Source organism: Pseudarthrobacter sp. NPDC058119 (assembly GCF_042884655.1).
In the GTDB taxonomy this organism is placed as follows: Bacteria; Actinomycetota; Actinomycetes; order Actinomycetales; family Micrococcaceae; genus Arthrobacter.
Genome location: NZ_JBHVTN010000001.1, coordinates 243,805 through 264,865, shown reverse-complemented (window position 1 = coordinate 264,865; position 21,061 = coordinate 243,805). Strand labels below are relative to the sequence as shown.

Here is a 21,061-nt window from a genome sequence, read left to right as displayed (position 1 = left end):
AACGAAACGGCTGCCGGACGCATCCGGCAGCCGTTTTGCGTTCTAGATGTGGCTCAGGCCCGGTCCACAGCGGATACTGCATATGCACGCGCCGGGCTGGGTTCTGCGCGTTTCGCCGTGAGCAGGCGGTACAGGCACACCGCACCGATTGCCAGGAGTGCGAGGTAGATGACGGCGAGGCCCTGCCAGGTCAGGGGCGGCTGCCAACGGGGGTCAAACATTTCAGTCCAGTTGACGTGGTCCTGAATGCCGATGGTGTAGCGCCGCAGACCTTCCAGGAAGATGTATGTGTGGGCCAGGACACCCAAAACCAGGCCCCAGCGAATCATGGACCTGGACCACGGGGTGATCCGGAACTGGCGGAACCGGGTGGTCACCCCGGCTGCCAGAATCAAGGTCACCACCATGGCGAGTGCGTAGCGGCCCTGCCAGATCCACCCAAGCTTTTCACTCGAACTTGCTTGGAGCGCGGTGGGCACCGCGATTACGGTGACCGTGAGCAGGGCCATGACCCAGCGGCCGCGCACAGGGCGTGCCGTGTAGGCGAGAAACAGCAGGGCACCGAATCCGAGTACCCAGGCGTAGAGTGTGCCCGGCGGCGGCATGGTGTCGATCCAGCCGAGGACACCGACGTACTCGACCATGAAGAACACTGTCTTATCCAGCATGGCTACGGCCGCATCCTCTGCCTGCATGGGCGCGCCCGCAAGAAGGCTGTCAAAGCTCCTGGCGGAGAAAACCCACCAAAGAGCGAACGCGCACGACAACGCAACGATGCCCGCGGCTATTTGGAAGCTCCGCTGGGCGAGGGTCTTCATAAGAGTCCCCAGGCCGTAGCAAAGCACGGCGGCAACCGCGGCAAGCGCCAGCCACAGCAGTGAAAGCGGTCGTGTGTGGGCAAGGAGCGATGCTGACAGGGTCAGGAGAGCCAGCGGGAGCCGTTGCGGCGACGTCCTGCCGGCGACCTGTTCAAAGACGGCGCACAGGCTGAGGAAGACGGCACCGGTGGTTGCTATCTCAAGGGCATTGGGATTGATGGATCCGGAAAGGAAGAACACTGCCGGCGTCAGGGCAACAGCAGCGGCTATGACAGGCCGCCTGAAGTGGCGAAGCGAGAAAGCAGCCGCGAATATTGCTGCCAGGAAAAATCCGACGAGCCAGCTGCTAATGATTCTCATCGCGTAGATTGCCGGCTCGCCACTGAGGCCACGACTTCCCATGCCGACGATCGCGTAATAAACGGGGTTATAGTTTCCGGCAGACGTTTTTCCTGCCGTCCAACCGCGGTCGGTTGCGTCAACCGGCGGCGCGCAGTCCGCCGTGATGTTCGAATGCTGGGCAAAGCAACTGCGGACATTTAGATTGGCAATGTATCCCGGAACTTGGACAACCAACGGATCGCCCTGCACTCCGGACCCGGTACCCATAAGTTGCCCCCGGGCTACGGCAGCGGCCTTAATGGCGTGCGCGGGTTCGTCAGGGACTGACATCAGAGGCGACGCGAAACTCCAGACGCTGCCGATGGAGCCGAAGATCAGCCAAGCAACGATGAGGACCCGGAGTGGCGACGGCGGGAGGCCCCGGGAAGCGGAGGGCCTGATTTTGGGCATGGGCAAGGAGCGAGCGGAATTCGGCATGATAGTTTTAAGGATACTTGGAGGCGGGCTGTGCAGAGGCTGAACACTCCGCAACGCTGAGAGGATCACCCACCGATGCCAACACCGCCGTCAGGCACGTCTTCATCACCGGAAACCCCCGTCGAGGCTGCTCCAGCTGTTCCGGGCATGGTCATGGGGCTCTACCGGCACCCGGTGGTCAGGTTCCTCCTTGTGGGGGGCGTCTCCTTTGCCTTGGATCTCGGGCTGCTGGCCGTCCTGCACGAGATTTTCGACGTCCCGCTATGGCTGGCGACGCCCATAGCGTTTATTGTGAGCCTGGTCTTCAACTTCCTCCTGCAGCGCTTGTTCACTTTCCGCGCCAACAACAGCGGCAGCATCAGCGCAATGAAGTACATCCTGCTGGTCATCTTCAACATCGTTGTCAGCGACCTCATCGTTACCGGGTTTGACGCGGTGGGATGGACCTACGTCATTGGCAAGACTGCCGCCACCATCCTTACCACGGCGTGGAATTACTTCCTGTACCGGCACTGGATCTTCAAGCGCACGCCCGAGCCCGCCAACGCCTAGCACGGGCTGGCTGGGCAGCTTGGGATCAACGCACGTTCTCCTGCCGGCAACACCGGGGTACAACTATGGCGAGCCGGGAGCGTAAACTGTGGCGGCAGCTTCGAATTAGCAGAACTTCCCGTTCCCGGCGATCTGGCCGCCTGCAGCTGTCTGCACGGCGGCGGACCTGGCTAAGGCAGCTGCGCCTCCACCGGAAGTCGAAGCCGGGCGCGGTGTTGTCCCGTGGAGATGGCCAGTCGTCCACTTTCAACTGGCCAGGCTCCCGGGTTCTTTCAGCTGCGCCTCGCCGCGGAGGGAGCAACCGACGAGATGGCCTCCTGGCCGACGTTTTCCGACGTTGTATCGTCCCCGCGGCCTGACTCGGGCTGGCCGCCGTTCCTGGACAGGGTTCCCTTGACGAGGGGACGTCCTGGGTGAAGATACCGGAAGAGGAGCAGGGCGCCGACCGCTGTCACGAGCAGATACAGGATGGTCAGAGGCAGCCAGCCCATGGGAGGCTGCCAGTGAGGTGACGAAAACAGTGTCTGCCAGTTGGCAATTTCGCTGATTCCGACGACGTAGCGGCGCAGGACATAGACAAATGCGAGCGTGTGGCACGCGACGATGAGCCAGAAGAAGACCTTGGTAATGCGCAACGAGAGAGCGCCGGCGGGAAACCGCAGCTTCCGCAGGCCGAGCCCCACGCTGATGAACAGGACTACCACCAAGGGAAGGGTGTAGCGTCCCTGCCAGATGAATCCCATTCCGCGCCACAGGGCGGTTTGCAGGAGCGCCGGGACCAAGTAGAGCATGGCGAGCGCTACCCAGTAACCGGTCCAGTTCCGCAGCGGGCGGACGCAGATCGGAACTACGAGACCGGCAATCATGAGACCGCCCCATACAAGGGCCACCAGTTCGGGGACGGGCGTATCCAACCAGCCCATGGTACCGATGTACTGCGGGAAGAAGTCGTAGGTCTGGTCAAGCATGATCATGAAGCCCCTGTAGAGGGGGGCGTCCGGGTGCGGGCTGGCGATGCCCTCAGGGGCAACTCCGACGTTTGCCGGGCCGTTGGCTGCGATGTACATCCATAGGAGGCCCAGAAGTGCCCCCGGCACTGCCAGTGCCACTGCTGTGAGGACCCGCCTGTCGCTGAAGACGGTCACGACCCTGCGCAGCCGGAACGAGCAGACCCCCACGACGAGGGCGCACAACAACCACACCAGCGATATCTGCCGGGCATTGGCCAGCACCACCGTCGCAGCCGCGACGGTGGCCAGAGCGGGCAAGACCCGTTTGGTGCCCCTTCGGTTGTCCAGGACGACGACGAAACCCGAGAAGGCCGCCATCGTGGCCGCAATCTCCAATGAGTTGGGATTGATGCCTCCGCCGAGGAAGAGAACCATGGGCGTCATCGCAAGGGCTGCTACGAGGACGGCATACTTGGGCCGCCTTAGCTCCGTCAAGGCTGTGAACCCGGCAGCGAAAAACACAGCGCACAAAAGTGCGCTTACCAGGCGCATGCCGTAGATCGCGGGGGCACCGGACATGACCAGAGTAGGAAGGCCTACTATCCAGTAGTACATCGGGTTGTAGGAGCCTGCCGAGGTAACGCCGATGTTCGTAAACGTATCATCGACGTAGATGGGCGCCGCGCAATCGGCTGCCTGAGCCCTGTTGAACTTGTAGCAGCTCTGGGCATGGAGACTCGCGATGTAGTTGGGAACGCGGACATGGACGCCGTGGCCAAAAGATGTTCCGTCCTCAACCAATACCTGGCCACGAACCACGGCTGCAGCCTTGATCGTGTGGGCGGGTTCGTCAGGGACACCCATTAGGGGTGTGGCCAGGGACCACAGTCCAAACAGCAGGAAGAAGATCGCAGTCAGGAGCGCGAAGGTGGGAAGGGGCCGGGGAAGGGAACGTCCGCGGACACTTCTTAGGAATAAACTCACTGTCCGTCTCCAATTGCATTGACGAGGGCACGCCCTTCGTTCACCGCCTTCTTGCTTGGCGACATGACGAAGGCATATGCGTTCGCGTTCTTTTGTGCTTCTTCGCTAAATACGCTTTCACCGAATGAGCGGGCCAGCCGGCCCATTTGGTCGTCGCTGTACTCCCTGCACATGTACATGTAGATAACGGTGCCCAGACCGTAGCCCGAGCGTCCGTCAAGTGTTTGGGTTATTGCGCTGGGCGACGCGGTCACGCTGCCGGTGGAAACGGCGTCGACTACTGAGGATGCCTGGAGCCGCTGGGGTTTGCCGTCAAAGACAAGCTGGGCTGCGACGAACCTGTTCCCGATGATGCTTCCATCAAGGATCGATAGACCGCCGTTGGTGTCGTCCAGCTTATTCGCCAGATCCAGTGGGGGAGACTGAACCTGGCCTACAACACTGGCCGGCCAACGGTCCTGGGCTGGCGGGTTCCAATTGGTTCCCGCGCCCTTGAGGTAGGAGTTAACGGGGCCCACAGTATCTGTTGGCCCCTCCTGCACGAGAACAGTGATGGCTACGTCAGGAAGTTTGGTTTCCGGATTCAGTGCCGCTATTCCGGGATCATTCCAGCGCTTGATGCTGCCCTGCAGGATCTGCGCAAGGGTTTTTGAATCCAGAACGAGGTCGTTGACACCCTTGAGCTTGATGGCGACGCCGACTGGCAGGACACCGGCGGCCAAGGACATGGCGCCCTTGGATGTGCACATGCCGCGGACCGCTGAAGACTCGCTTTCCGAGAGCGGGGAGGAACCAACGGCGAACTGTGACTGCCCGTCCTGGAACGCTTTCAGCCCCGCCGCGGACCCGTCGGGGGAATAGCTGACGTAGGTTCCCTTCACTGAGCTGCCCCATGCAAGCCCCCACGCACTGACGGCTCCTTGGCCGGCGTTGCTCCCGATGCCGGTCAGGGCACCTTCGAATGTCCCCGGCGGCATGGTTGAGCACGCGGACAGGGGCAGGACGGTGGACAGCAGGAGGGCGGCACTGATTTTAGTTCGTCGAGAAACGGGAATCACCTATCCAGCCTAGTGGTCCAGCAGTGCAAGTATGGGACACGGCCATCGCCACACCGGTGAAGTCCGCGCTCATCCGCAACTGGAAATCCGGTACAGCCGTGCGTCCGGGCCTTGCGAATCCACCAAGGTCAATCCGTTGACCGGCGAGACGTTGGTCAACGCCGGGTACTTTTCGGACCCCGGCAGGTCGATCAGGTACCGGGCCCCGAAATCCAGGACGTACTGCACGTTCTTGTTGCGCAGGGCGGCGCAAACGGAGGGATTCTCCGCGGCGGCTCCAAGTTCCTGATTTATCAGTGCCGTATCGGGGTCATCTGTTGTGAACAGATGAGTTGTGAGGACGTGGCGGCCGGTGTACGCATAAGCGAGTGAACTCCCATTCCAGGGATTGTCGGCAATGACTGCATCGGAAGGGACGTGCGTTGGAAGCCGCTGAATTAGAGCAAGCTCATCGGGGGTGAGGAGCTCCGATTGTGCGTCGAAGCGGTAAACGGACGATGCGCCCTTGATGTAGTGGCTCAGCGGACCCGCGAACGAAGCGAGTAGTGCAAAGACCACCACGACGGCGGCAGACAGTACTGTTTTCCCGCTTATGCCAGTACGGTCGATGGCGGCTTCCCATACCTGCCATCTATGCCCGCCGAAGCGGGAGCCGCGGGCCAAGTCCCAAAGACGCAGACCCCCGATGACGGCAAGCGGCGTCACCAGCAGGGGCAGGAGGGCAGCCAAGCGGTAGGTGTCCTGGTACCAGGTTCCGATCAGGATGTCCCTGATGCTTCCTTTCGGGAACGAAGCCCCAACGATATACAGCCCTCCGAGTACGGTGTAGCACGCAGCCATCCAACGCCATCTCGCCACTTTGAATGTGGTGAGGAGACCATAGACGGAGAGGACCGAAACCACCACGGCCGGTATGGCAGATTGCATGGTGCTGGCTGTGAGTATTTCCCCGACGGCGGCGCCCGGCTTCACGGTTGGCCCCCAGTTGTCATACGGGGCAGGTCGCAGCTTCAACCACAGGACCGCGGCCACGGAGAGGATCCCCACGGTCCCGCCAAGGAAAAGCCACGCTCCGGCGGGATTTGCCCGCCACGTCTCCCGGCGCGGCATGACCTGCCACCACAAAATGGCGAGGATCGGAAGGCCAAGCGCCACCGTGATGTTGATGGAGCTCGTGTGGGCAAATGCGAGGCCCGCCAGCGACAACACCAGTGCCGCTGCCCAGCTGGGACGTGGTTCCGTGCGAGTCCGCCCCATGCGGACCAGCGCTGCGAGTTCAACTATCACCACCGGCATCATGCTGAGGGCCATGGCGTAGGGGAACAAGGGGCCCCAGACAATCATGAGGAAGGGGAAGGCAACCTGTGTGCTGGCGATCACCGCGGTGATGATGAGGGCCGCCGGCCTGCGCGAGATGGTTTTCACGACAAGGAACAGGCAGGACGCTGGCCAGAGCAGCACAACAATGACCAGGTTCAGGATGTTCTCAGCAGTAGGAATGTCCACTGAAGCCAACTGCACCAGGAGGGCAGCAAAAGAATGCCACGCCGCGGGGTAGACCGCGTCCAGCCCCTGCACTCCCTGTATCGACGCCAGCGTCAGAGATGACGCGTTCCCAGTGTCAAGGATGAAACGGATCGCGTTGAGATGAAAGACGTTATCGAAGACTTGTGACGGATGCTCTGGCGAGCCAACAAGCTGGATGAACCGCCAAGCCATCGGCAGCGTCGCGAGTGCCAGTGCAGCAAAGGGCAGGCACTGCCGCCACGGGGGTGTTGTCAGGCGCCAAGGAACGCCACGGGTCAGGACCATTGCTCCAGCGGCGAGAACTGCGCTGACGAGAAGATACGGCAGGACGCTCCACGGCACGTGGAGGAGCCCGCCGACGACTCCGGCAAGGCCGGCGGCTGCCGTGGAGAGGAGGGGGGCGATGCCAAGGATCCCGCCCAATCGGAACTTCAGGCACCATGCGATGGCGGCGCCGGGAATGTAGAGGAGCAGCACTGCCACTGCTGATGCCGGAATTATGCCAAGCCAGTTCACGACGGTATTTCCTCAGTCCTATCCTTCGGCGACGGCATCCGAATCAGCCGGATGATGGCGCGCAGCTGTATGAGGGTTACCGCAATCTCGCCCACTGCCAAACCCAGCGCGCCGCCAGGGCCGCCCATCAGGTGCGCCAGGATCACCATGGCAGGGAGCCCGACGATGGCTCCTGCGATGGTGCTGGAGAAGACGGTGCGCATCTGTTTTGCGGGCACCAGCCAGTGGGCTCCGGTGGACGTTGTGACACAGACGAGGAGGAAAGACAGGCCGAACCAGAAACAAGTCCAGAAGTCAGCGGCCAACTCTGAGCCGAAAAGGAGGGTGCTGACCCATGGACCCAGAACAGCGAGGATCAGCCAGCCGGCCGCTCCCAGGACTGACAAAGCCAGAAGGGAGAACTTTCGCCGCTCGGCATGGTTTGAGCCGAACTCGTTGACCCACCCTTGGAGGCTGTTTCCCAGCGCGGCCGTCGCGAGCTGTCCGATGCGGTACAGCTTCTCGGCTGACACGAACGCAGCCAGGCCGGAGGTAGAGGCAGCGAATTGCACCACCAGTACGGGGGTGGAAGCGTAGGCTCCTGCGGCGACCGTAACGCCGGCACCGCCCCTCAGTCCCCAAATCTCCCGTACCACGGCGCGCGGCGTCAGCCCCTCGAAGTCTGCCCGTTGGGAATGATCTTTGTTAAACCACATGGTTCCCGCGAGGCCCAGCAGCAGAAGCGCCAGTGGGTAGAGGAAGATCTGACCTGTCGCGAACAAGAGCGGGATGACGCCCAAAGTCGCCACCATACGGGGAACAACGTCGTACTTTGCGATCCTGCCGGCGTGGCCAGTGGCAATGCAGTACCAAGCGGGGGTGAGGCCTGCCGCGGCCTGGGCGCAGGCCATCAGGAAAGCAACCCAGAATTGTTCTTTGGCTCCCGTGAACGAGAGGGCCGCTGCCATCAGGGGGAGGGCGCAGACGAAGACAAATGCTCGGGTAATGAAACTTGTGGCGTAAAGCCGGCGTCGGACGGCGGGCTCGCTTTCTGAGGCGACGGCGGCAGGACCCGTCAAAGGCCACCCCAGACCGATGACGATTGCCGCGATTGCCCCTACAGCCTGGCCTACGGCGAGGGAATTCCAGGCCGGCGCCCCACCAACTCTGGCGATGATGGGTAATAGGATGAAGGACGCGAGCGAGGCGAGCAGCGGCAATCCGGCGAACGCTGCAATTCTCCTGATCATGCTGGGGTCCAGCCCGTAGCGCTGGGGCTATAGGTAGTCATAGGCATCCTTGCCCAGGCGCCCGTTGACGAAGACATCTTCGACTTCCCGCTTGAAGCGCGAGCGCTCGTTGAGGATGGCCTGTCGGTACCCCGCCTGCTTTGCCACTTCCCCGTCGAAGTTCGCGATCAGCTGCGGAAGCATGGCCGCAGCGCTGGCAACTTCGGAGTCTCCCGGCGTGATCTTGTGTTCCCAGGGGATGGGAACGTCGGCGTAGAATGCGCCTGAACCACGGCGGGCAACGATGGTCAGTGCGCCGGAGAGTGTTGCCTCCCGCGGCATCCGGTCTTTACCGGGGTGATGTCCCAGGTCCAGATAGACTCCGCACTGCTGCAGGGTCGCGACCACCTGGGCGCGCGTCATTCCGACGATTGGCTGCCACTCAATGGTGCGTGGGCTCTCGGCCTTCACCGCATCGATGATGTGTCCGCCCTTGGCAGGATTGTAGGTGACGAGCTGGCGGTTGCGCTCGACGGTGGCCGTGGTCTGGAATTCTCCGGTGGGGGTGTAGTCGGACACCAGGGAGGGCACAACGTCCAACCTGGTGGCGACAAACGCCCACGCATAGGAGGACTGCACGAGGTGGATGACGTCCTTGTCCGTGCGCAGTTTCGCCGGCGTCACGCGGTTCTTCCACATGCGGGCGAAGGGGACGGCCGCTTCCTTTGCCTTTTCAAACAGGCCAGCCGTGTTCCGGTACCACATGCGTTCGGCCATGAAGGTCAGCGAGTTGTCGATGCTGAGCCACCAGCACATGCGGCGGGCCTGTTTGATATGGGACATCTCATGGACGTACGTCTCGGGATAGACCACCACGTTGTCGGCGGAATCGATGATTTCAGGTGCCTCCGGGGCATCATAAATCCCGTACTGCTCCACGCGATCGTTGCCTGCCGTGTGCGGGTGCGGGACCAGATACGCGTCCTGCCCAAGCTCACGCAGCATATCGACAAGCTGGTGGAGGGCTTCAGGCCCCCCGGTCCGCAAGCCGCGGTGGTAGAGGACGAAGATTGATCCTGAGGTGGTGGTCATGAGTTTTCTTTCAATGTTGACCGGGCAGTGCAGGGAATGGGAGACCCGGTGCCTAGCGCAGGCGGGCCGCGAGGTCGTCGTCTATTTTGCCCATTCGCTGACGAAGGGCATCCCGGATGCCGGCTGCGGCGGCGACCGCATGTTTGCGCCGGTTGGGACCGAATCCGAAGCGCACAATGTTGCTTTGGATTTCCATGTAGATTCTGCGCAGCACCCAGGCCGGCTGTTTCAGGGCATACCGGCGTGCGAGTGTCAGCGAGTTCCGGGTGATGTAGTAGACCCGGAACGGCGCGTGGTAATAGATGTAGAGCTTTTTGGCTCCAATGTGCGCATGCCAGCCGAGAATCTTCATTGGCCGTGCACTGCCCAGGCTGTGCTCGAGATTACAGCCCCGTCCGGCCAGTGCCCGAAGTCCTTGCTCCCGGAGCCGTGCATTGAATTCGGAATCCACGCAGTCGATGAAGAACCCTTCATCGAAGAGGCCAATTGCGTCGAACGTGCGTGCGCGCACCAAGGTGCCGCTGGTCATGGGGTCGAAAATTTGGGGCTCGTCGCCGCTGCCCCATACGGGCAGGGGGATGTGGTTGTGCGACTCAGCGCACACCATGCCTACGGTGTGCGGGTCAGCGGACGCTGCAGCAGTAGCGAGGGCGGCGCCAATGTAGTCTCCAGTGAACCTGGAGTCCTGATCCATGGTGACGATCCACTCCGGGTCCCAGCGCTCGAGTGCTTCCTTGATTCCTGTGTTCAGGGCACGGGCAATTCCGGAGTTGGTACCCAATCGCAGGACGACGGCACCTGCCTGCTCCATCTCTGCCAGCGCCCCCGATACGTCGTCGCGCGAGCCGTCGTCCACAACCACTACGTGGTTGACGAAGCGCAACAGCCACTTCACGTTGGCAACATTTTCCGCACCGGGGTTATAGGCCGATACAACTCCGCAAACGTCGGGGTGGGGACTGGTCGGGTTTGGGCCAGGCTGGACCATCACGCCCTCCTCGCCTGCCGGGAGCGCCGCACGGCAACGTAGACGTTGCGAAGGAAGGCGATTCGGGCACGGATTATTTTTGAGGCTGAGCGGATGCCTTGGGGCGTCAGGTTCTCGCCGTGGAGTCTGTGCAGGATGGTGTCTTCTTCCATATAGACAATGGAACCGTTGACGTTGCCCACAGTGGCCAGCCACTGATCGTGGGATTCGTTCATGTAGTGGGGAAACGGCAAGACCTGCTCCAACAGCGTCCCCCGAACGGCCATCGCGCAACCCCAGTGGAGCCGGTAACCGACCACGATGCCCAGGAGGTTGCGAAGGTGGTGGGTGGAATCTTTGGCCCTCAACCGAATTTCATGGAAAGAACCGAGTGCCCCGTCGAAATGCCGGCAGTTACTCACCACCATGTTTTTGCCGTCCAAGGCCGCGATCATGAGTTCCACCCGGCCTGGGAGCCACACATCGTCTTGGTCTGAAAGGAAAACGAACTCTCCGCGCGCCTCCCCGAGGGCTCGTTCAAACGTTGCCACATAGCCGCGGTTCTGCTCGGCATTGATTAGCCGGATCCGACCATCAGGGACGGCGGCGACGATGGCGGCGGTGTCGTCGGTGGAGCAGTCGTTAACGACAATGAGTTCGTCGTCGGGGCCGAGTTCGGGAAGGATCGAGCCGATTTGCTCGCTGATGTGGCGGGCGCCGTTGTAGGCAGCCATGCACACACTGATGCGTGGCCGTGTGGTTGTGGGCTCCAAAAGTAATTCTCCTCACTCCGGGCGGTGCCAGCGGGGCGGGCAGGACCCCAAGCAGTCTAGCAAGCTGTGCCTGACAGGCCCGACAGGGGCCGGTCAACTATAATCGTGGGGAAGCCGCCGAGTTCTTCGAGCGGAGCCCACGGAAGGAATCCCAGGTCCATGACCGTTGACGTAATGCTGCCCTACTACGGCGATGTCGATCAGATGAAGCTTGCAGCCCGAAGCGTGATGAACCAGGAAAATGAAGACTGGCGGCTCATCGTTATCGATGACGGGTACCCGGACCCGGAGCCGGAACGCTGGTTCTCGACAATTACCGACCCGCGCGTTACCTACCTCAAGAACGAGGAAAACCTCGGGGCCAACGGCAACTACCGCAAGGCACTGACCATGGTCGAGGCGCCGTACGTCGTCATCATGGGCGCGGACGATGTCATGCTGCCCAACTACCTGGACGTCGTAGTGGACGCGTTCCAGACCTACCCGCACGCCAGCGTTGTCCAGCCCGGCGTTCAGGTAATCGATGAAAAGGGCATTGCCTGCATCCCCCTGGCTGATGCGGTCAAAAAGGCCTACGCACCGAAGACCCGCGAGCGGATCGAGCTCAAGGGTGAACAGATGGCCACCAGCCTGGTACGTGCTGACTGGGCCTACTTTCCGTCATTGGCCTGGCGGTCCGAAACCATCGTGCGGATCGGCTTCACCGACGGCCTGGACGTCGTTCAGGACCTTGCCCTGCTCCTGGACATCGCGGCCGAAGGCGGCTCCCTTGTGGTAGACCCCACGTTGTCCTTCCTGTACCGGAGGCACTCTGCCTCAGATTCTTCGGTGCGTGCTCTGGACGGGCGGCGCTTTGATGAAGAGCGTCGCTTTTTTGAGGGACAGGCAGCCCGGTTCAAGGAACTGGGCTGGAACCGGGCCGCCCGAGCAGCGTCCTTCCACACCAGCTCGCGGCTGAATGCTGCATCCCTGGTGGTCAAGTCTGTGGCAATGGGCAAGATGGACTCCCTCCCACGGCTCGCAAAGCACATCTTCGGCTGACCGAAGCAATGGAAAAGGGAGCGCCCCGCGGGGGTCGCTCCCTTTTTTGTTTGCTCCGCTTGGCCTATGCCGCGGAAATGCTCCTGCTACGCAGCGGGGCCGGTAGTTCCGTCCTGCCGCGCGTGCGAGCCTACGCTTTGCTGCAATGCCGAAAGCTCCACCTTCAACAGGGCCACCTCTTCGCAAAGAATGCGTACTTCATCCTCGGCCTGGGACTGCTCACGGGACAGGTGAAGGCATACCCCGACGAGGAGGACCAGGGTGGTGATGAAGAGGAGGTTCGCGGGAACCTGGATTCCGAGCAAGCCACTGGCTTGCTCAAGCAGCGCGGGAAAAGCCGCCAAGAGCAGCGTGCCTATGCCGATGACGATCCAGAGAACGGCGTACTTCTCGCGCAGTTTCTGCCTTCGCAGCATCTCGAAGACGAAGAAAAGAATCGCCACGACGACGATGGAGCCCATAAGGAGAGACATGTGGATTCCTAGTTGGTGGAAGGTGTGGATTTCTTGCGCGTCAGCGCGAACAAGAGCGCCATTCCTGAGCGGCCGAGGTAGATGGCAGCTTTGATGGGGTCGTGGCTGGGGGTGCCTCCCTGTCGCTCCCTCATCGAGACGCCTACCTGGCGAACCGTGCAGCCGGAACGGATCGCCACTACCAGTGAGTCGATCGTGTCGCCCAGATACTCGGCAGGATAGTGGTCCAGATATTGGCGGATGGCCTTGGCGTTGGCTGCCCGGAACCCTGAGGTCACGTCGGTAAGCTTCGTTCGTGCCAGTCGGGATATTGTCCAGGCCAGGACGTTCATTGCCCACTTGCGGGGGCCGCGGACGGTGTAGTTGCCGGCTTCTGCGAAGCGGGCTCCAATGGCAATATCGGCGTCCCGCAGGCCGTCCAGGACTGCCTTGATGTCCCGAGGGTCGTGCTGGCCGTCAGCATCGACCTGGATGACTTGCCGGTACCCGTGCATTTGGGCGTACTTGAAACCGGTTCGCATGGCACCCCCGACCCCCATGTTGAACGGCAACTGGACTACCGTCGCACCAGCTGCGCGTGCCACCCGGGCGGTGCTGTCGCGGGAGCCGTCGTCAACCACCAACACATCGCATGCAGGTCCAAACTCCAGGACCTCCGCGATGGTGTTTCCGATTGCTTCCGACTCGTTCCAGGCCGGCATGATGACAAGGGTCTCGTGGCGTGGTTCGGTCATGATCGGAATCCGCTCGTGGTCGACTTTACGTACTCGGTCAGGCGCAGCCCTGCCGGCGGTGCCTCGAAGCCTGCGGCCTTGATCTTGGACAGGTTCAAAACACTGTTGAGCGGCCGGGGGGCGGCGTTCTTCCCCTCGAAGTACTCCTTGGTGCTAACGCCTGTCACGGCAGCCCTGTTTTTGCCTGACAGTTCGTAGACGTCAGCGGCGATGTCCGCCCACGACTGCGGGTCTCCGTCGTTGCTCAGGTTATAGATGCCGTAGGGAGCACCCGTGTCCAGCAGGTGGCGGATACCTGCTGCGATGTCATCCGTGAAACTGAGGCGCCCATACTGGTCGTTCACCACGGAAGGCTCGACTCCGCGGGAAGCGAGCGAGGCCATGGTGCGTACGAAGTTGTTACCTTCCCCGATGACCCAACTTGTGCGGACGATGTAGTGCCGGGGGACCACGCTGACGACAGCGTCGCCTGCTGCTTTGGTCTGCCCATAGACACCAAGGGGAGAAAGCCCTTCAGTTTCCGAATGCACCTCCCTTGCACCGTCGAACACGTAGTCAGAGGAGACGTGCACCAGGGTGAGGTCGTGCTCAACGGCAATTCGCGCAACCTGCGTCAACGCGGACACATTCGTGGCCCAGGCAGCTTCGCGCCCCTCCGGAGTCTCCGCCGCGTCGACGGCCGTGTAGGCCGCTGCGTTGATAACGGTGGAATAGTTCTTCCAGTTGCGGTCATTGAAAGCGTCCGGATTGCTGAGATCGAACTCACTTCGCGATGCAAACTCAACGGACGCGTCGCCGTCGTACTTCTTCCGCAGTGCCTTGCCCAGCTGGCCGTTGGCCCCGATCACCAGGACCTTCTTCGGCGGCATGGGGACGACGTCCGCCAGGCGGGGGTGCGCTTTGTCCTTGTCGGACAGTTCGGCTTCGGAGAGCGCGATGGGCCATTCGATAGCCGCGGTTTCGTCCGCAAGGTTCAGGAAAGTGTACTGACCCTGCGCGTCCGCGGACCAGTGGTCGTTGACCAGGTACGTGTAAGCCGTCGAATCTTCAAGAGTCTGGAAAGCATTGCCAACGCCGCGTGGAATAAAGATCGCGTGGCTTGGATCGAGCTCGGCCGTGAAGACGGCACCAAACGTGGGTCCCTGGCGCAGATCGACCCAGGCTCCAAAGATCCGTCCCGTGGCAACCGAGATGAATTTGTCCCAGGGCTCTGCGTGGATCCCCCGGGTAGTACCTGCCTTCTCGTTGAAGGAGATGTTGTTCTGCACGGGCCGGAAGTCAGGCAGCCCAAGGGCGAGCATTTTTTCCCGTTGCCAGTTCTCCTTGAACCAGCCCCGGTTGTCACCGTGGACAGGAAGGTCGTAGAGAACGACGCCGGGAATGGGCGTTTCGTGGACGGCGAGCTTTTTGGAGAACCCGATGGACATGCCTTACTGGCCCTGTTCCTTGTACTTGGCCTCGGTGGCGGCCTTCTGTGGGCGCCACCAGTCCTCGTTGTCCCGGTACCAGGCGATAGTGTCCTCGATGCCGGTATCAAAGTTGGAGAACCGGGGTTCCCAGCCGAGCTCGGTCCGCAGCTTTGTGGAATCGATCGCATAGCGCAGGTCGTGCCCGGCCCGGTCGACGACGTGGTCATAGGCGTCCGGCGCCTGGCCCATGTGCTTCAGGATCAGCTCAACGACGTCCTTGTTGTTCTTCTCACCGTCGGCGCCAATCAGGTAGGTCTCACCGATGCGGCCCTTGGCAATGATGGCCAGGACTGCGGAGGAGTGGTCGTTTGCGTGGATCCAGTCACGGACGTTTTCCCCTTTGCCGTAGAGCTTGGGCCGGATGCCGTCTATGACGTTGGTGATCTGCCGTGGGATGAACTTTTCCACGTGCTGGTAGGGGCCGTAGTTATTGGAGCAGTTGCTGATGGTTGCCTGGAGCCCAAATGAGCGCACCCAGGCGCGGACCAGCAGGTCTGACCCGGCCTTCGTGGACGAATACGGGCTGGACGGGTTGTAGGGGGTCTGTTCGGTGAACCGCTCAGGGTCATCGAGCTCAAGATCCCCGTACACTTCGTCCGTGGAAATGTGGTGGAAGCGTTTGTTGTGCTTCCGTGCCGCCTCGATGAGGGTGTAAGTGCCAATGATGTTGGTATCAAGGAACGGACGTGGATCGTGCAGGGAGTTGTCGTTGTGCGATTCTGCCGCGTAGTGGACCACTACGTCGGCGTCGGCAACGAGCCCGTCCACGAGCGCTGAATCGGCGATGTCACCTTCGACGAAAGAGAAGCGGTCTGCTGGAAGCCCCTGGAGCGACGCGAGGTTGCCGGCGTAGGTCAACTTGTCCAGAACAGTGACATGGTCTTCCGTGTTCTCAATAACGTAGTGGACAAAGTTTGAGCCAATGAAGCCGGCGCCGCCGGTAACAAGAAGTCGCTGCATAATTCCCAAGACTACCGGATTTGCCGCCGCACTTAGCTAAAGGAAAGATGGGTGCATGCGCGGAATAATACTCGCCGGCGGTACCGGCTCGAGGCTCCACCCCATCACCTTGGGCGTCAGTAAGCAGTTGGTCCCGGTCTACGACAAGCCCATGATCTACTACCCGCTCTCCACCTTGATCCTTGCGGGCATCCGGGACATCCTGATTATCACGACTCCCCATGATGCCGAGCAGTTTGAGCGGCTTCTCGGTGACGGTTCCCGGTTTGGTGTATCCATCACGTATAAGCAGCAGCCTTCACCTGACGGCCTCGCACAGGCGTTTGTTCTCGGTGCAGAGCATATCGGCGACGACAGCGTGGCCCTTGTCCTGGGTGACAACATCTTTTACGGGCATGGCATGGGAACGCAGTTGCGTCGCTTCGAAAATATCGATGGTGGAGCAGTGTTCGGTTATTGGGTGGCCGATCCCAAGGCTTACGGCGTCGTTGAATTCGATGAAAACGGCAAAGCTGTATCACTGGAAGAGAAGCCTTCCGAACCAAAGAGCCACTACGCAGTGCCGGGGCTCTATTTCTACGACAACGAGGTGGTGGACATTGCGAAGAACCTCAAGCCATCCGCCAGGGGCGAGCTTGAGATCACCGACGTCAACCGCACCTACTTGGAGCGCGGCAAGCTACAGGTTGAGATTCTCCCAAGGGGCACGGCCTGGCTGGACACGGGAACCTTCAATGACCTGAATGACGCCTCGAACTTTGTGCGGACCACCGAGAACCGCCAGGGCCTGAAGATCGGGGCCCCGGAAGAAATTGCCTGGCGTTTGGGATTCCTCACAGATGAGGAATTGCGGGAGCGCGCGGAGCCGCTCGTTAAGAGTGGTTACGGCGCGTACCTCATAGACCTGTTGGAACACGGTCGCTGATTACGGATTAAAGAGCAGGGGCGGGACCGCAATGCGGCCCCGCCCCTGCTTTTTGCCGGAGTCTCAGTTGAGACGAACCTTCGCTCCGCCGGCCGAGGTCCAGCTGATGGTGCCCCCCTGGAAGGTCTGGCTGCAGGACGACCTGTCTGCTGTGCACGTCTGGCCGCTGGTGGGGAAGGCCAATGCGCCATTTTCGAAGCCTTGTCCCGCCCAGGTCTGCTGGATGGGCCCGGGCATCATCACTTGTGCGCCGCTCGCAGCGGACCACATTATGGTTCCCTTCTCAAAGTTTTGGAAGCAACCACCGTTGCGCAACCCGCAGATTGCGCCGCTGGTGGGGTAGCCGAGTGAGCCGCCCTCGAAACCTGTGGTGGCCCACTTGTCCCGGATGGGGGCCGATGACATGGTCTGCGCTCCGGTAGCGGGTGAATACATCACTGTTCCGTTCACGAAGTTCTGGAAGCAGCCGCCGTTTCGGAGACCGCATACCTGTTCGCTCGTGGGATAGCCGAGAATTCCGTTCTCAAATCCGGAAGCGATCCAGGCATCCCGGACAGGACCGAAGGACATTGCGTGTGCCCCGCTGGCATTGGACCACATCACAGTCCCGCCCAGGTAGTTCTGGAAGCACCCGGCACCGACCAGCCCGCAGATGACATTTGAAGCGGGGTAGCTGAGGGCGCCGTTTTCAAAGCCCTGCTTCTGCCAGAAATCACGGATGGGTCCCAGCAGGCTGGGTTGCGCGCCTGCAGCGGGGGAGTACATGAGCGCACCCTTGGCGAACATCTGGAAGCATCCGCCGTCCTTGAGGCCGCAGATCTGGGCGGACGCAGGGTAGCCGAGGGCCCCTCCTGCCGCACCAAGGTTCGTCCACCCCTGGGCCATGGGGCCGGCCGGGACCGTCTGGATCGGTGTTGCCGCGGAGTATGCGACGGTGCCCTTTTCGAATGACTGCCAGCATTCGGTCTGGACGGCGCCGCAGCTGGCCGGACCTGTCGGGTACCCCAGCTGGCCGTTTTCGAAGCCGGATTGCGCCCAGTAGTTGAGCATGCGGCCCGTCATTGCGTACGCCCCTGAAGCTGGGGAGAACAGGATGCTTCCGCCCTGGAACAGCTGGTAGCAGCCGCCGCCGCGTAGTCCACAGACTTCCTTGGCCAGTGGGAATCCGATCGGCTCTCCCTTTGTCCTGGCTGCCTTCCACGTGTCACCGATGCCCATATAGATGGGCCACGCACCAGCTGCGGCGGTCCACCCGATGACTCCTCCGCTGAACAGCTGTGTGCAGTCGGACGCGCCGCAGATTACATCTGTTGTCGGGAACCCCAGGAGGCCGTTCTCGAATCCGTCCTTGGCCCATGCGTCCAGCAGCGGTCCCGATTTGACCAAGTGTGCTCCGCTGGACGGACTCCATAGCGCGGACCCGGCTTGGAATAGCTGGAAGCACCCGCCAAACCGCAGCCCGCAGGTCGCGTTGCTCGTGGGGTAGCCCCACGAGCCATTTTCGTAGCCTTGCGCGGCCCAGGCATCGCGAATCGCGCCGAATGGGACGAAGGCGGCACCGGTGGCAGGCGATGACATGATGCTGCCGCCCTGGAAGTTCTGGAAACAACCCCCGTTTTTCAGTCCGCAGATCAGGTCACTGGTCGGATAGCCTGCTGCACTGCGTTCGGCGCCGAGGGCCTGCCATGCCCCGGTGACCGGCCCTGCGGAGACGGCGAATGCTCCGGACGCCGGGGACCACATCACGGTTCCGCCCTGGAAGCCCTGGTAGCAGCCGCCGCTGGTTAGGCCGCACGTAATGGCCGTGGTTTGACTGCCCAGCGATGGATGGGCCTGTGCATATGCCGCTATCTGCTGGGTTGCCTGTGACGGGACCTGGACGGAGGGCGTGCCGCTTCCGGCAAACCGCTGGAGTGATGCATAGTCGCCGTTCCACACATTTGAGTCACCGGCAAGGGGGCCGGTGCTGCTGTACTGCCAGATGCTGTAGGTGCTCCAGCTTGCCGGCACTGCGCCGGCGTCATCGCTGGGGGCTCCGGGGTATGCGGCTACCCACAGCGGGTAGTCGCCGAAATCTGTCGGCGTGCCGAGGCACTGGTTCCACCAACTCGTATTGGTGTAAATGACAGGCAGCCGGCCGGTAAGGGACAGCATGGTGTTGCCAAAGTCGCGGACCCAGGAAGCCAGTTGGCTTCCGGACATGTCGTAGCAGGTATTGCCGAAGTAGAAACCGTTGATGGTTTTGCCTGCATAGGGATTGAACTCAAAATCCAGGACAGGCGGCATGGTGTAGCCGTCTGCTGACCAACCGCCTCCGTTATTAACGAAGTAGCGTGCCTGGTCCGCGCCCGAGGACCAATTGGGAATGGCGAAGTGGTACGCGCCACGGATCATGCCTACGTTTCGCGCGCCCTGGTATTGGGAGCCGAACAGGTCATTCGTGAAGTAGTTGCCTTCCGAAGCCTTCACGTAGGCGAATCTGGCGCCCATGTTCCATTGCTGCTGCCAGTCAACGCTCGTTTGGTGCCCGCTGACGTCCAGTCCTTGAACGCCAAACGATGGCATCCATGTGCCTTGGGTGGACAACGATTCGGCGCTGAGCTTCCTTGCGGGGTCTGAACTGTTCGATGCCGTGACCCTCGCCGAGCGCTGGCCCATTTCCGCTCCGCCGGGGCCGATCGCCTGGGCCATGGTTTGTGGCGAGGGAGTGGGGCTTGGTGAGGGTGCAGGCAGCGGTGAGGTTGAAGGCAATGGCGCGGGTGCCGGCGAAGCGGTCGACGTCGGGGCCGGTGATGCTGCGGTGCTGGGAGCTGGAGCCGCCGACGGCGTCGGCGCCGGGCTGACTTCCGCTGCGGTGGCAACGCCTGCCATCCAGGGTCCGGCGATCAACGAGACGGCCAACAGGGCGGTCCCAAGGGACTTCATGACTGGGCGACGGGACTGAGACAGGTTCCGCTTCATATAGGCTCCGGAGACAATGTGGCGCTCCCCCAAGCGCCTCTTTGGATACTGCTCAGGTGATTTCCCCCAGGAAGGCACCTGATAGTGCTATTTCGATAAATAACGCGCTCACCATAGCACCCGTGTTACTGGCGGAACCAGTGATTCTGGTGTTACTTATGTGAATACTGTGGTCATCTGGATGGAATACTGAGCCGTTCCGGTGACAATCTTGAGGTACCTCAGATATCCACATGCGCGCACAATGACTTGTTGTGGTCGGGGCAAGCTCTTTAGGCTGTAGCCCAGTCGCACTGCCTCCGTCGGGGGCGGCAGATGTATGGGGGAACATATGGACGCGCTGGGAATTGTCGAGGACGAAGTACGCGAACTCATCCGTCGCCGCGGGCTGGACCCGCTCAGGCAGGCTGGCGAGGTTCGCCGGTTGGTCGAAGCAGCCGTAACGGACTATGACGAGCGGGCCCTGATGGGGCCTTTGCCGCCCATTGGCCCGCTCGATGCGGCCCGCCGGTTCCTCTTCGATGCCGTTGCAGGTTTTGGTGTGCTGCAGCCACTCCTGGATGACCCTTCGATCGAGGAGATCTGGCTTAACTCGCCAAACGAAATTTATGTTGCCCGCAACGGCGAGTCTGAGCTGACGTCGCTCACCCTCACGGAGCAGCAAGTGCGCGACCTCGTGGAGCGTATGCTCAAGAGCTCCGGCCGGAGGCTCGACATGTCCTCACCTTTCGTCGATGCCGCGCTGCCGGACGGTTCAAGGCTGCACGTGGTCATCCCCGACGTCACCCGCCGCCACTGGGCAGTGAACATCCGCAAGTTCGTAGTCAAAGCCAGCCGTCTGGAACATCTCGTGGAGTTGGGAACGCTGACGCCGCAGGCAGCACGCTTTCTCGGCGCCGCGGTGTCCAGTGGCCTCAACATCCTTGTCTCGGGCGCAACCCAGGCTGGCAAAACCACCATGCTGAACTGTCTGGCGGCAAGCATCGGAAGCCGCGAACGTGTCATCACCGTTGAGGAGATCTTCGAACTGCAGTTCCCCCTCCGGGACGTGGTGGGGCTTCAGTGCCGCCAACCGAACCTTGAAGGTGAGGGAGAAATTCCACTCCGCCGCTTGGTGAAGGAAGCCCTGAGGATGCGTCCGGACCGGCTGGTAGTGGGGGAGGTCCGCGAAGCCGAGAGCCTGGACATGCTTATCGCCCTGAACTCCGGCTTCCCGGACCTCGTTCACGCACAG

At 61.6% G+C, this 21,061-nt stretch carries 17 protein-coding genes and 1 pseudogene; 5 read left to right on the top strand and 13 right to left on the bottom strand.

Going from position 1 to position 21,061, the window contains the following annotated elements:
- Positions 1-53: 53 nt before the first annotated feature.
- A complete protein-coding gene (locus tag ACFVTD_RS01225; RefSeq protein WP_387558917.1) occupies positions 54-1,610 on the bottom strand; it encodes a DUF2142 domain-containing protein in 1,557 nt (518 codons plus the stop codon).
- 102 nt (positions 1,611-1,712) lie between these two features.
- Here ACFVTD_RS01225 and ACFVTD_RS01220 point away from each other — a divergent pair, with 102 nt between their 5' ends.
- The gene (locus tag ACFVTD_RS01220) at positions 1,713-2,189 is read left to right on the top strand and encodes a GtrA family protein (protein WP_387556926.1); all 477 of its coding nucleotides are present in this window, start codon (positions 1,713-1,715) and stop codon (positions 2,187-2,189) included.
- Positions 2,190-2,461: 272 nt separating this feature from the next.
- Here ACFVTD_RS01220 and ACFVTD_RS01215 read toward each other — a convergent pair whose 3' ends face one another.
- The 7 genes from ACFVTD_RS01215 to ACFVTD_RS01185 all read right to left on the bottom strand — a co-directional run bounded on the left by ACFVTD_RS01215 (position 2,462) and on the right by ACFVTD_RS01185 (position 11,231).
- Positions 2,462-4,123 (bottom strand): DUF2142 domain-containing protein, encoded by a 1,662-nt coding sequence (locus ACFVTD_RS01215; RefSeq protein WP_387556924.1) that lies wholly within the window; start codon positions 4,121-4,123, stop codon positions 2,462-2,464.
- Positions 4,120-5,181, bottom strand: a complete 1,062-nt coding sequence (locus tag ACFVTD_RS01210; RefSeq protein ID WP_387556921.1) for a substrate-binding domain-containing protein — start codon at positions 5,179-5,181, stop codon at positions 4,120-4,122. The genes ACFVTD_RS01215 and ACFVTD_RS01210 overlap by 4 nt, the downstream gene beginning before the upstream one ends.
- Positions 5,182-5,250: 69 nt before the next feature.
- Positions 5,251-7,224 (bottom strand): DUF6541 family protein, encoded by a 1,974-nt coding sequence (locus ACFVTD_RS01205; RefSeq protein ID WP_387556918.1) that lies wholly within the window; start codon positions 7,222-7,224, stop codon positions 5,251-5,253.
- A complete protein-coding gene (locus ACFVTD_RS01200; RefSeq protein ID WP_387556916.1) occupies positions 7,221-8,453 on the bottom strand; it encodes a lipopolysaccharide biosynthesis protein in 1,233 nt (410 codons plus the stop codon). The genes ACFVTD_RS01205 and ACFVTD_RS01200 overlap by 4 nt, the downstream gene beginning before the upstream one ends.
- 27 nt (positions 8,454-8,480) lie before the next feature.
- A complete protein-coding gene (locus tag ACFVTD_RS01195; RefSeq protein ID WP_387556913.1) occupies positions 8,481-9,524 on the bottom strand; it encodes a hypothetical protein in 1,044 nt (347 codons plus the stop codon).
- Between the two features lie 52 nt (positions 9,525-9,576).
- Entirely contained in the window at positions 9,577-10,419 is an 843-nt protein-coding gene (locus tag ACFVTD_RS01190) for a glycosyltransferase (protein ID WP_387556910.1), read from the bottom strand.
- A gap of 92 nt (positions 10,420-10,511) precedes the next feature.
- Entirely contained in the window at positions 10,512-11,231 is a 720-nt protein-coding gene (locus ACFVTD_RS01185) for a glycosyltransferase (protein ID WP_387558914.1), read from the bottom strand.
- 192 nt (positions 11,232-11,423) lie between these two features.
- Between ACFVTD_RS01185 and ACFVTD_RS01180 the strand changes: the two genes are divergently transcribed.
- The gene (locus tag ACFVTD_RS01180; protein ID WP_387556908.1) at positions 11,424-12,305 is read left to right on the top strand and encodes a glycosyltransferase family 2 protein; all 882 of its coding nucleotides are present in this window, start codon (positions 11,424-11,426) and stop codon (positions 12,303-12,305) included.
- 86 nt (positions 12,306-12,391) lie between these two features.
- Here ACFVTD_RS01180 and ACFVTD_RS01175 read toward each other — a convergent pair whose 3' ends face one another.
- From ACFVTD_RS01175 to rfbB, 4 genes are read right to left on the bottom strand one after another with little or no spacing between them, the layout of a single operon-like run.
- Positions 12,392-12,778 (bottom strand): DUF2304 domain-containing protein, encoded by a 387-nt coding sequence (locus tag ACFVTD_RS01175; protein ID WP_387556905.1) that lies wholly within the window; start codon positions 12,776-12,778, stop codon positions 12,392-12,394.
- Between the two features lie 8 nt (positions 12,779-12,786).
- Positions 12,787-13,512: a glycosyltransferase family 2 protein gene (locus ACFVTD_RS01170; RefSeq protein WP_387556902.1), complete on the bottom strand. Its 726-nt coding sequence runs from the start codon at positions 13,510-13,512 to the stop codon at positions 12,787-12,789.
- On the bottom strand, positions 13,509-14,939 hold the full coding sequence (locus ACFVTD_RS01165) for a sugar nucleotide-binding protein (protein ID WP_387556899.1): 1,431 nt from the start codon (positions 14,937-14,939) through the stop codon (positions 13,509-13,511). The genes ACFVTD_RS01170 and ACFVTD_RS01165 overlap by 4 nt, the downstream gene beginning before the upstream one ends.
- A gap of 3 nt (positions 14,940-14,942) precedes the next feature.
- Positions 14,943-15,941 carry a dTDP-glucose 4,6-dehydratase gene (rfbB, locus tag ACFVTD_RS01160; protein ID WP_387556897.1) on the bottom strand — a complete coding sequence of 333 codons (999 nt, stop codon included), beginning with the start codon at positions 15,939-15,941 and terminating at the stop codon, positions 14,943-14,945.
- 55 nt (positions 15,942-15,996) lie between these two features.
- Between rfbB and rfbA the strand changes: the two genes are divergently transcribed.
- Entirely contained in the window at positions 15,997-16,866 is an 870-nt protein-coding gene (gene rfbA / locus ACFVTD_RS01155; RefSeq protein WP_387556894.1) for a glucose-1-phosphate thymidylyltransferase RfbA, read from the top strand.
- 63 nt (positions 16,867-16,929) lie between these two features.
- On the opposite strand, the gene ACFVTD_RS01150 is transcribed toward rfbA, so the two are convergent.
- Positions 16,930-19,431 carry a GH25 family lysozyme gene (locus ACFVTD_RS01150; protein ID WP_387556891.1) on the bottom strand — a complete coding sequence of 834 codons (2,502 nt, stop codon included), beginning with the start codon at positions 19,429-19,431 and terminating at the stop codon, positions 16,930-16,932.
- A gap of 13 nt (positions 19,432-19,444) precedes the next feature.
- Between ACFVTD_RS01150 and ACFVTD_RS01145 the strand changes: the two genes are divergently transcribed.
- Both ACFVTD_RS01145 and ACFVTD_RS01140 read left to right on the top strand, forming a co-directional pair.
- A complete protein-coding gene (locus ACFVTD_RS01145; protein WP_387556888.1) occupies positions 19,445-19,810 on the top strand; it encodes a hypothetical protein in 366 nt (121 codons plus the stop codon).
- 348 nt (positions 19,811-20,158) lie between these two features.
- Positions 20,159-21,058: pseudogene (locus tag ACFVTD_RS01140) on the top strand (CpaF family protein); the annotation flags it as partial.
- Between the last annotated feature and the right edge of the window lie 3 nt (positions 21,059-21,061).

Coding starts and splice junctions, on each gene's coding strand:
- ACFVTD_RS01225 (WP_387558917.1), bottom strand. CDS start 1,610: ATGCCCAAAATCAGGCCCTCCGCTTCCCGGGGCCTCCCGCCGTCGCCA.
- ACFVTD_RS01220 (WP_387556926.1), top strand. CDS start 1,713: ATGCCAACACCGCCGTCAGGCACGTCTTCATCACCGGAAACCCCCGTC.
- ACFVTD_RS01200 (WP_387556916.1), bottom strand. CDS start 8,453: ATGATCAGGAGAATTGCAGCGTTCGCCGGATTGCCGCTGCTCGCCTCG.
- ACFVTD_RS01195 (WP_387556913.1), bottom strand. CDS start 9,524: ATGACCACCACCTCAGGATCAATCTTCGTCCTCTACCACCGCGGCTTG.
- ACFVTD_RS01180 (WP_387556908.1), top strand. CDS start 11,424: ATGACCGTTGACGTAATGCTGCCCTACTACGGCGATGTCGATCAGATG.
- ACFVTD_RS01175 (WP_387556905.1), bottom strand. CDS start 12,778: ATGTCTCTCCTTATGGGCTCCATCGTCGTCGTGGCGATTCTTTTCTTC.
- ACFVTD_RS01170 (WP_387556902.1), bottom strand. CDS start 13,512: ATGACCGAACCACGCCACGAGACCCTTGTCATCATGCCGGCCTGGAAC.
- ACFVTD_RS01165 (WP_387556899.1), bottom strand. CDS start 14,939: ATGTCCATCGGGTTCTCCAAAAAGCTCGCCGTCCACGAAACGCCCATT.
- rfbB (WP_387556897.1), bottom strand. CDS start 15,941: ATGCAGCGACTTCTTGTTACCGGCGGCGCCGGCTTCATTGGCTCAAAC.
- rfbA (WP_387556894.1), top strand. CDS start 15,997: ATGCGCGGAATAATACTCGCCGGCGGTACCGGCTCGAGGCTCCACCCC.
- ACFVTD_RS01150 (WP_387556891.1), bottom strand. CDS start 19,431: ATGCCATCGTTTGGCGTTCAAGGACTGGACGTCAGCGGGCACCAAACG.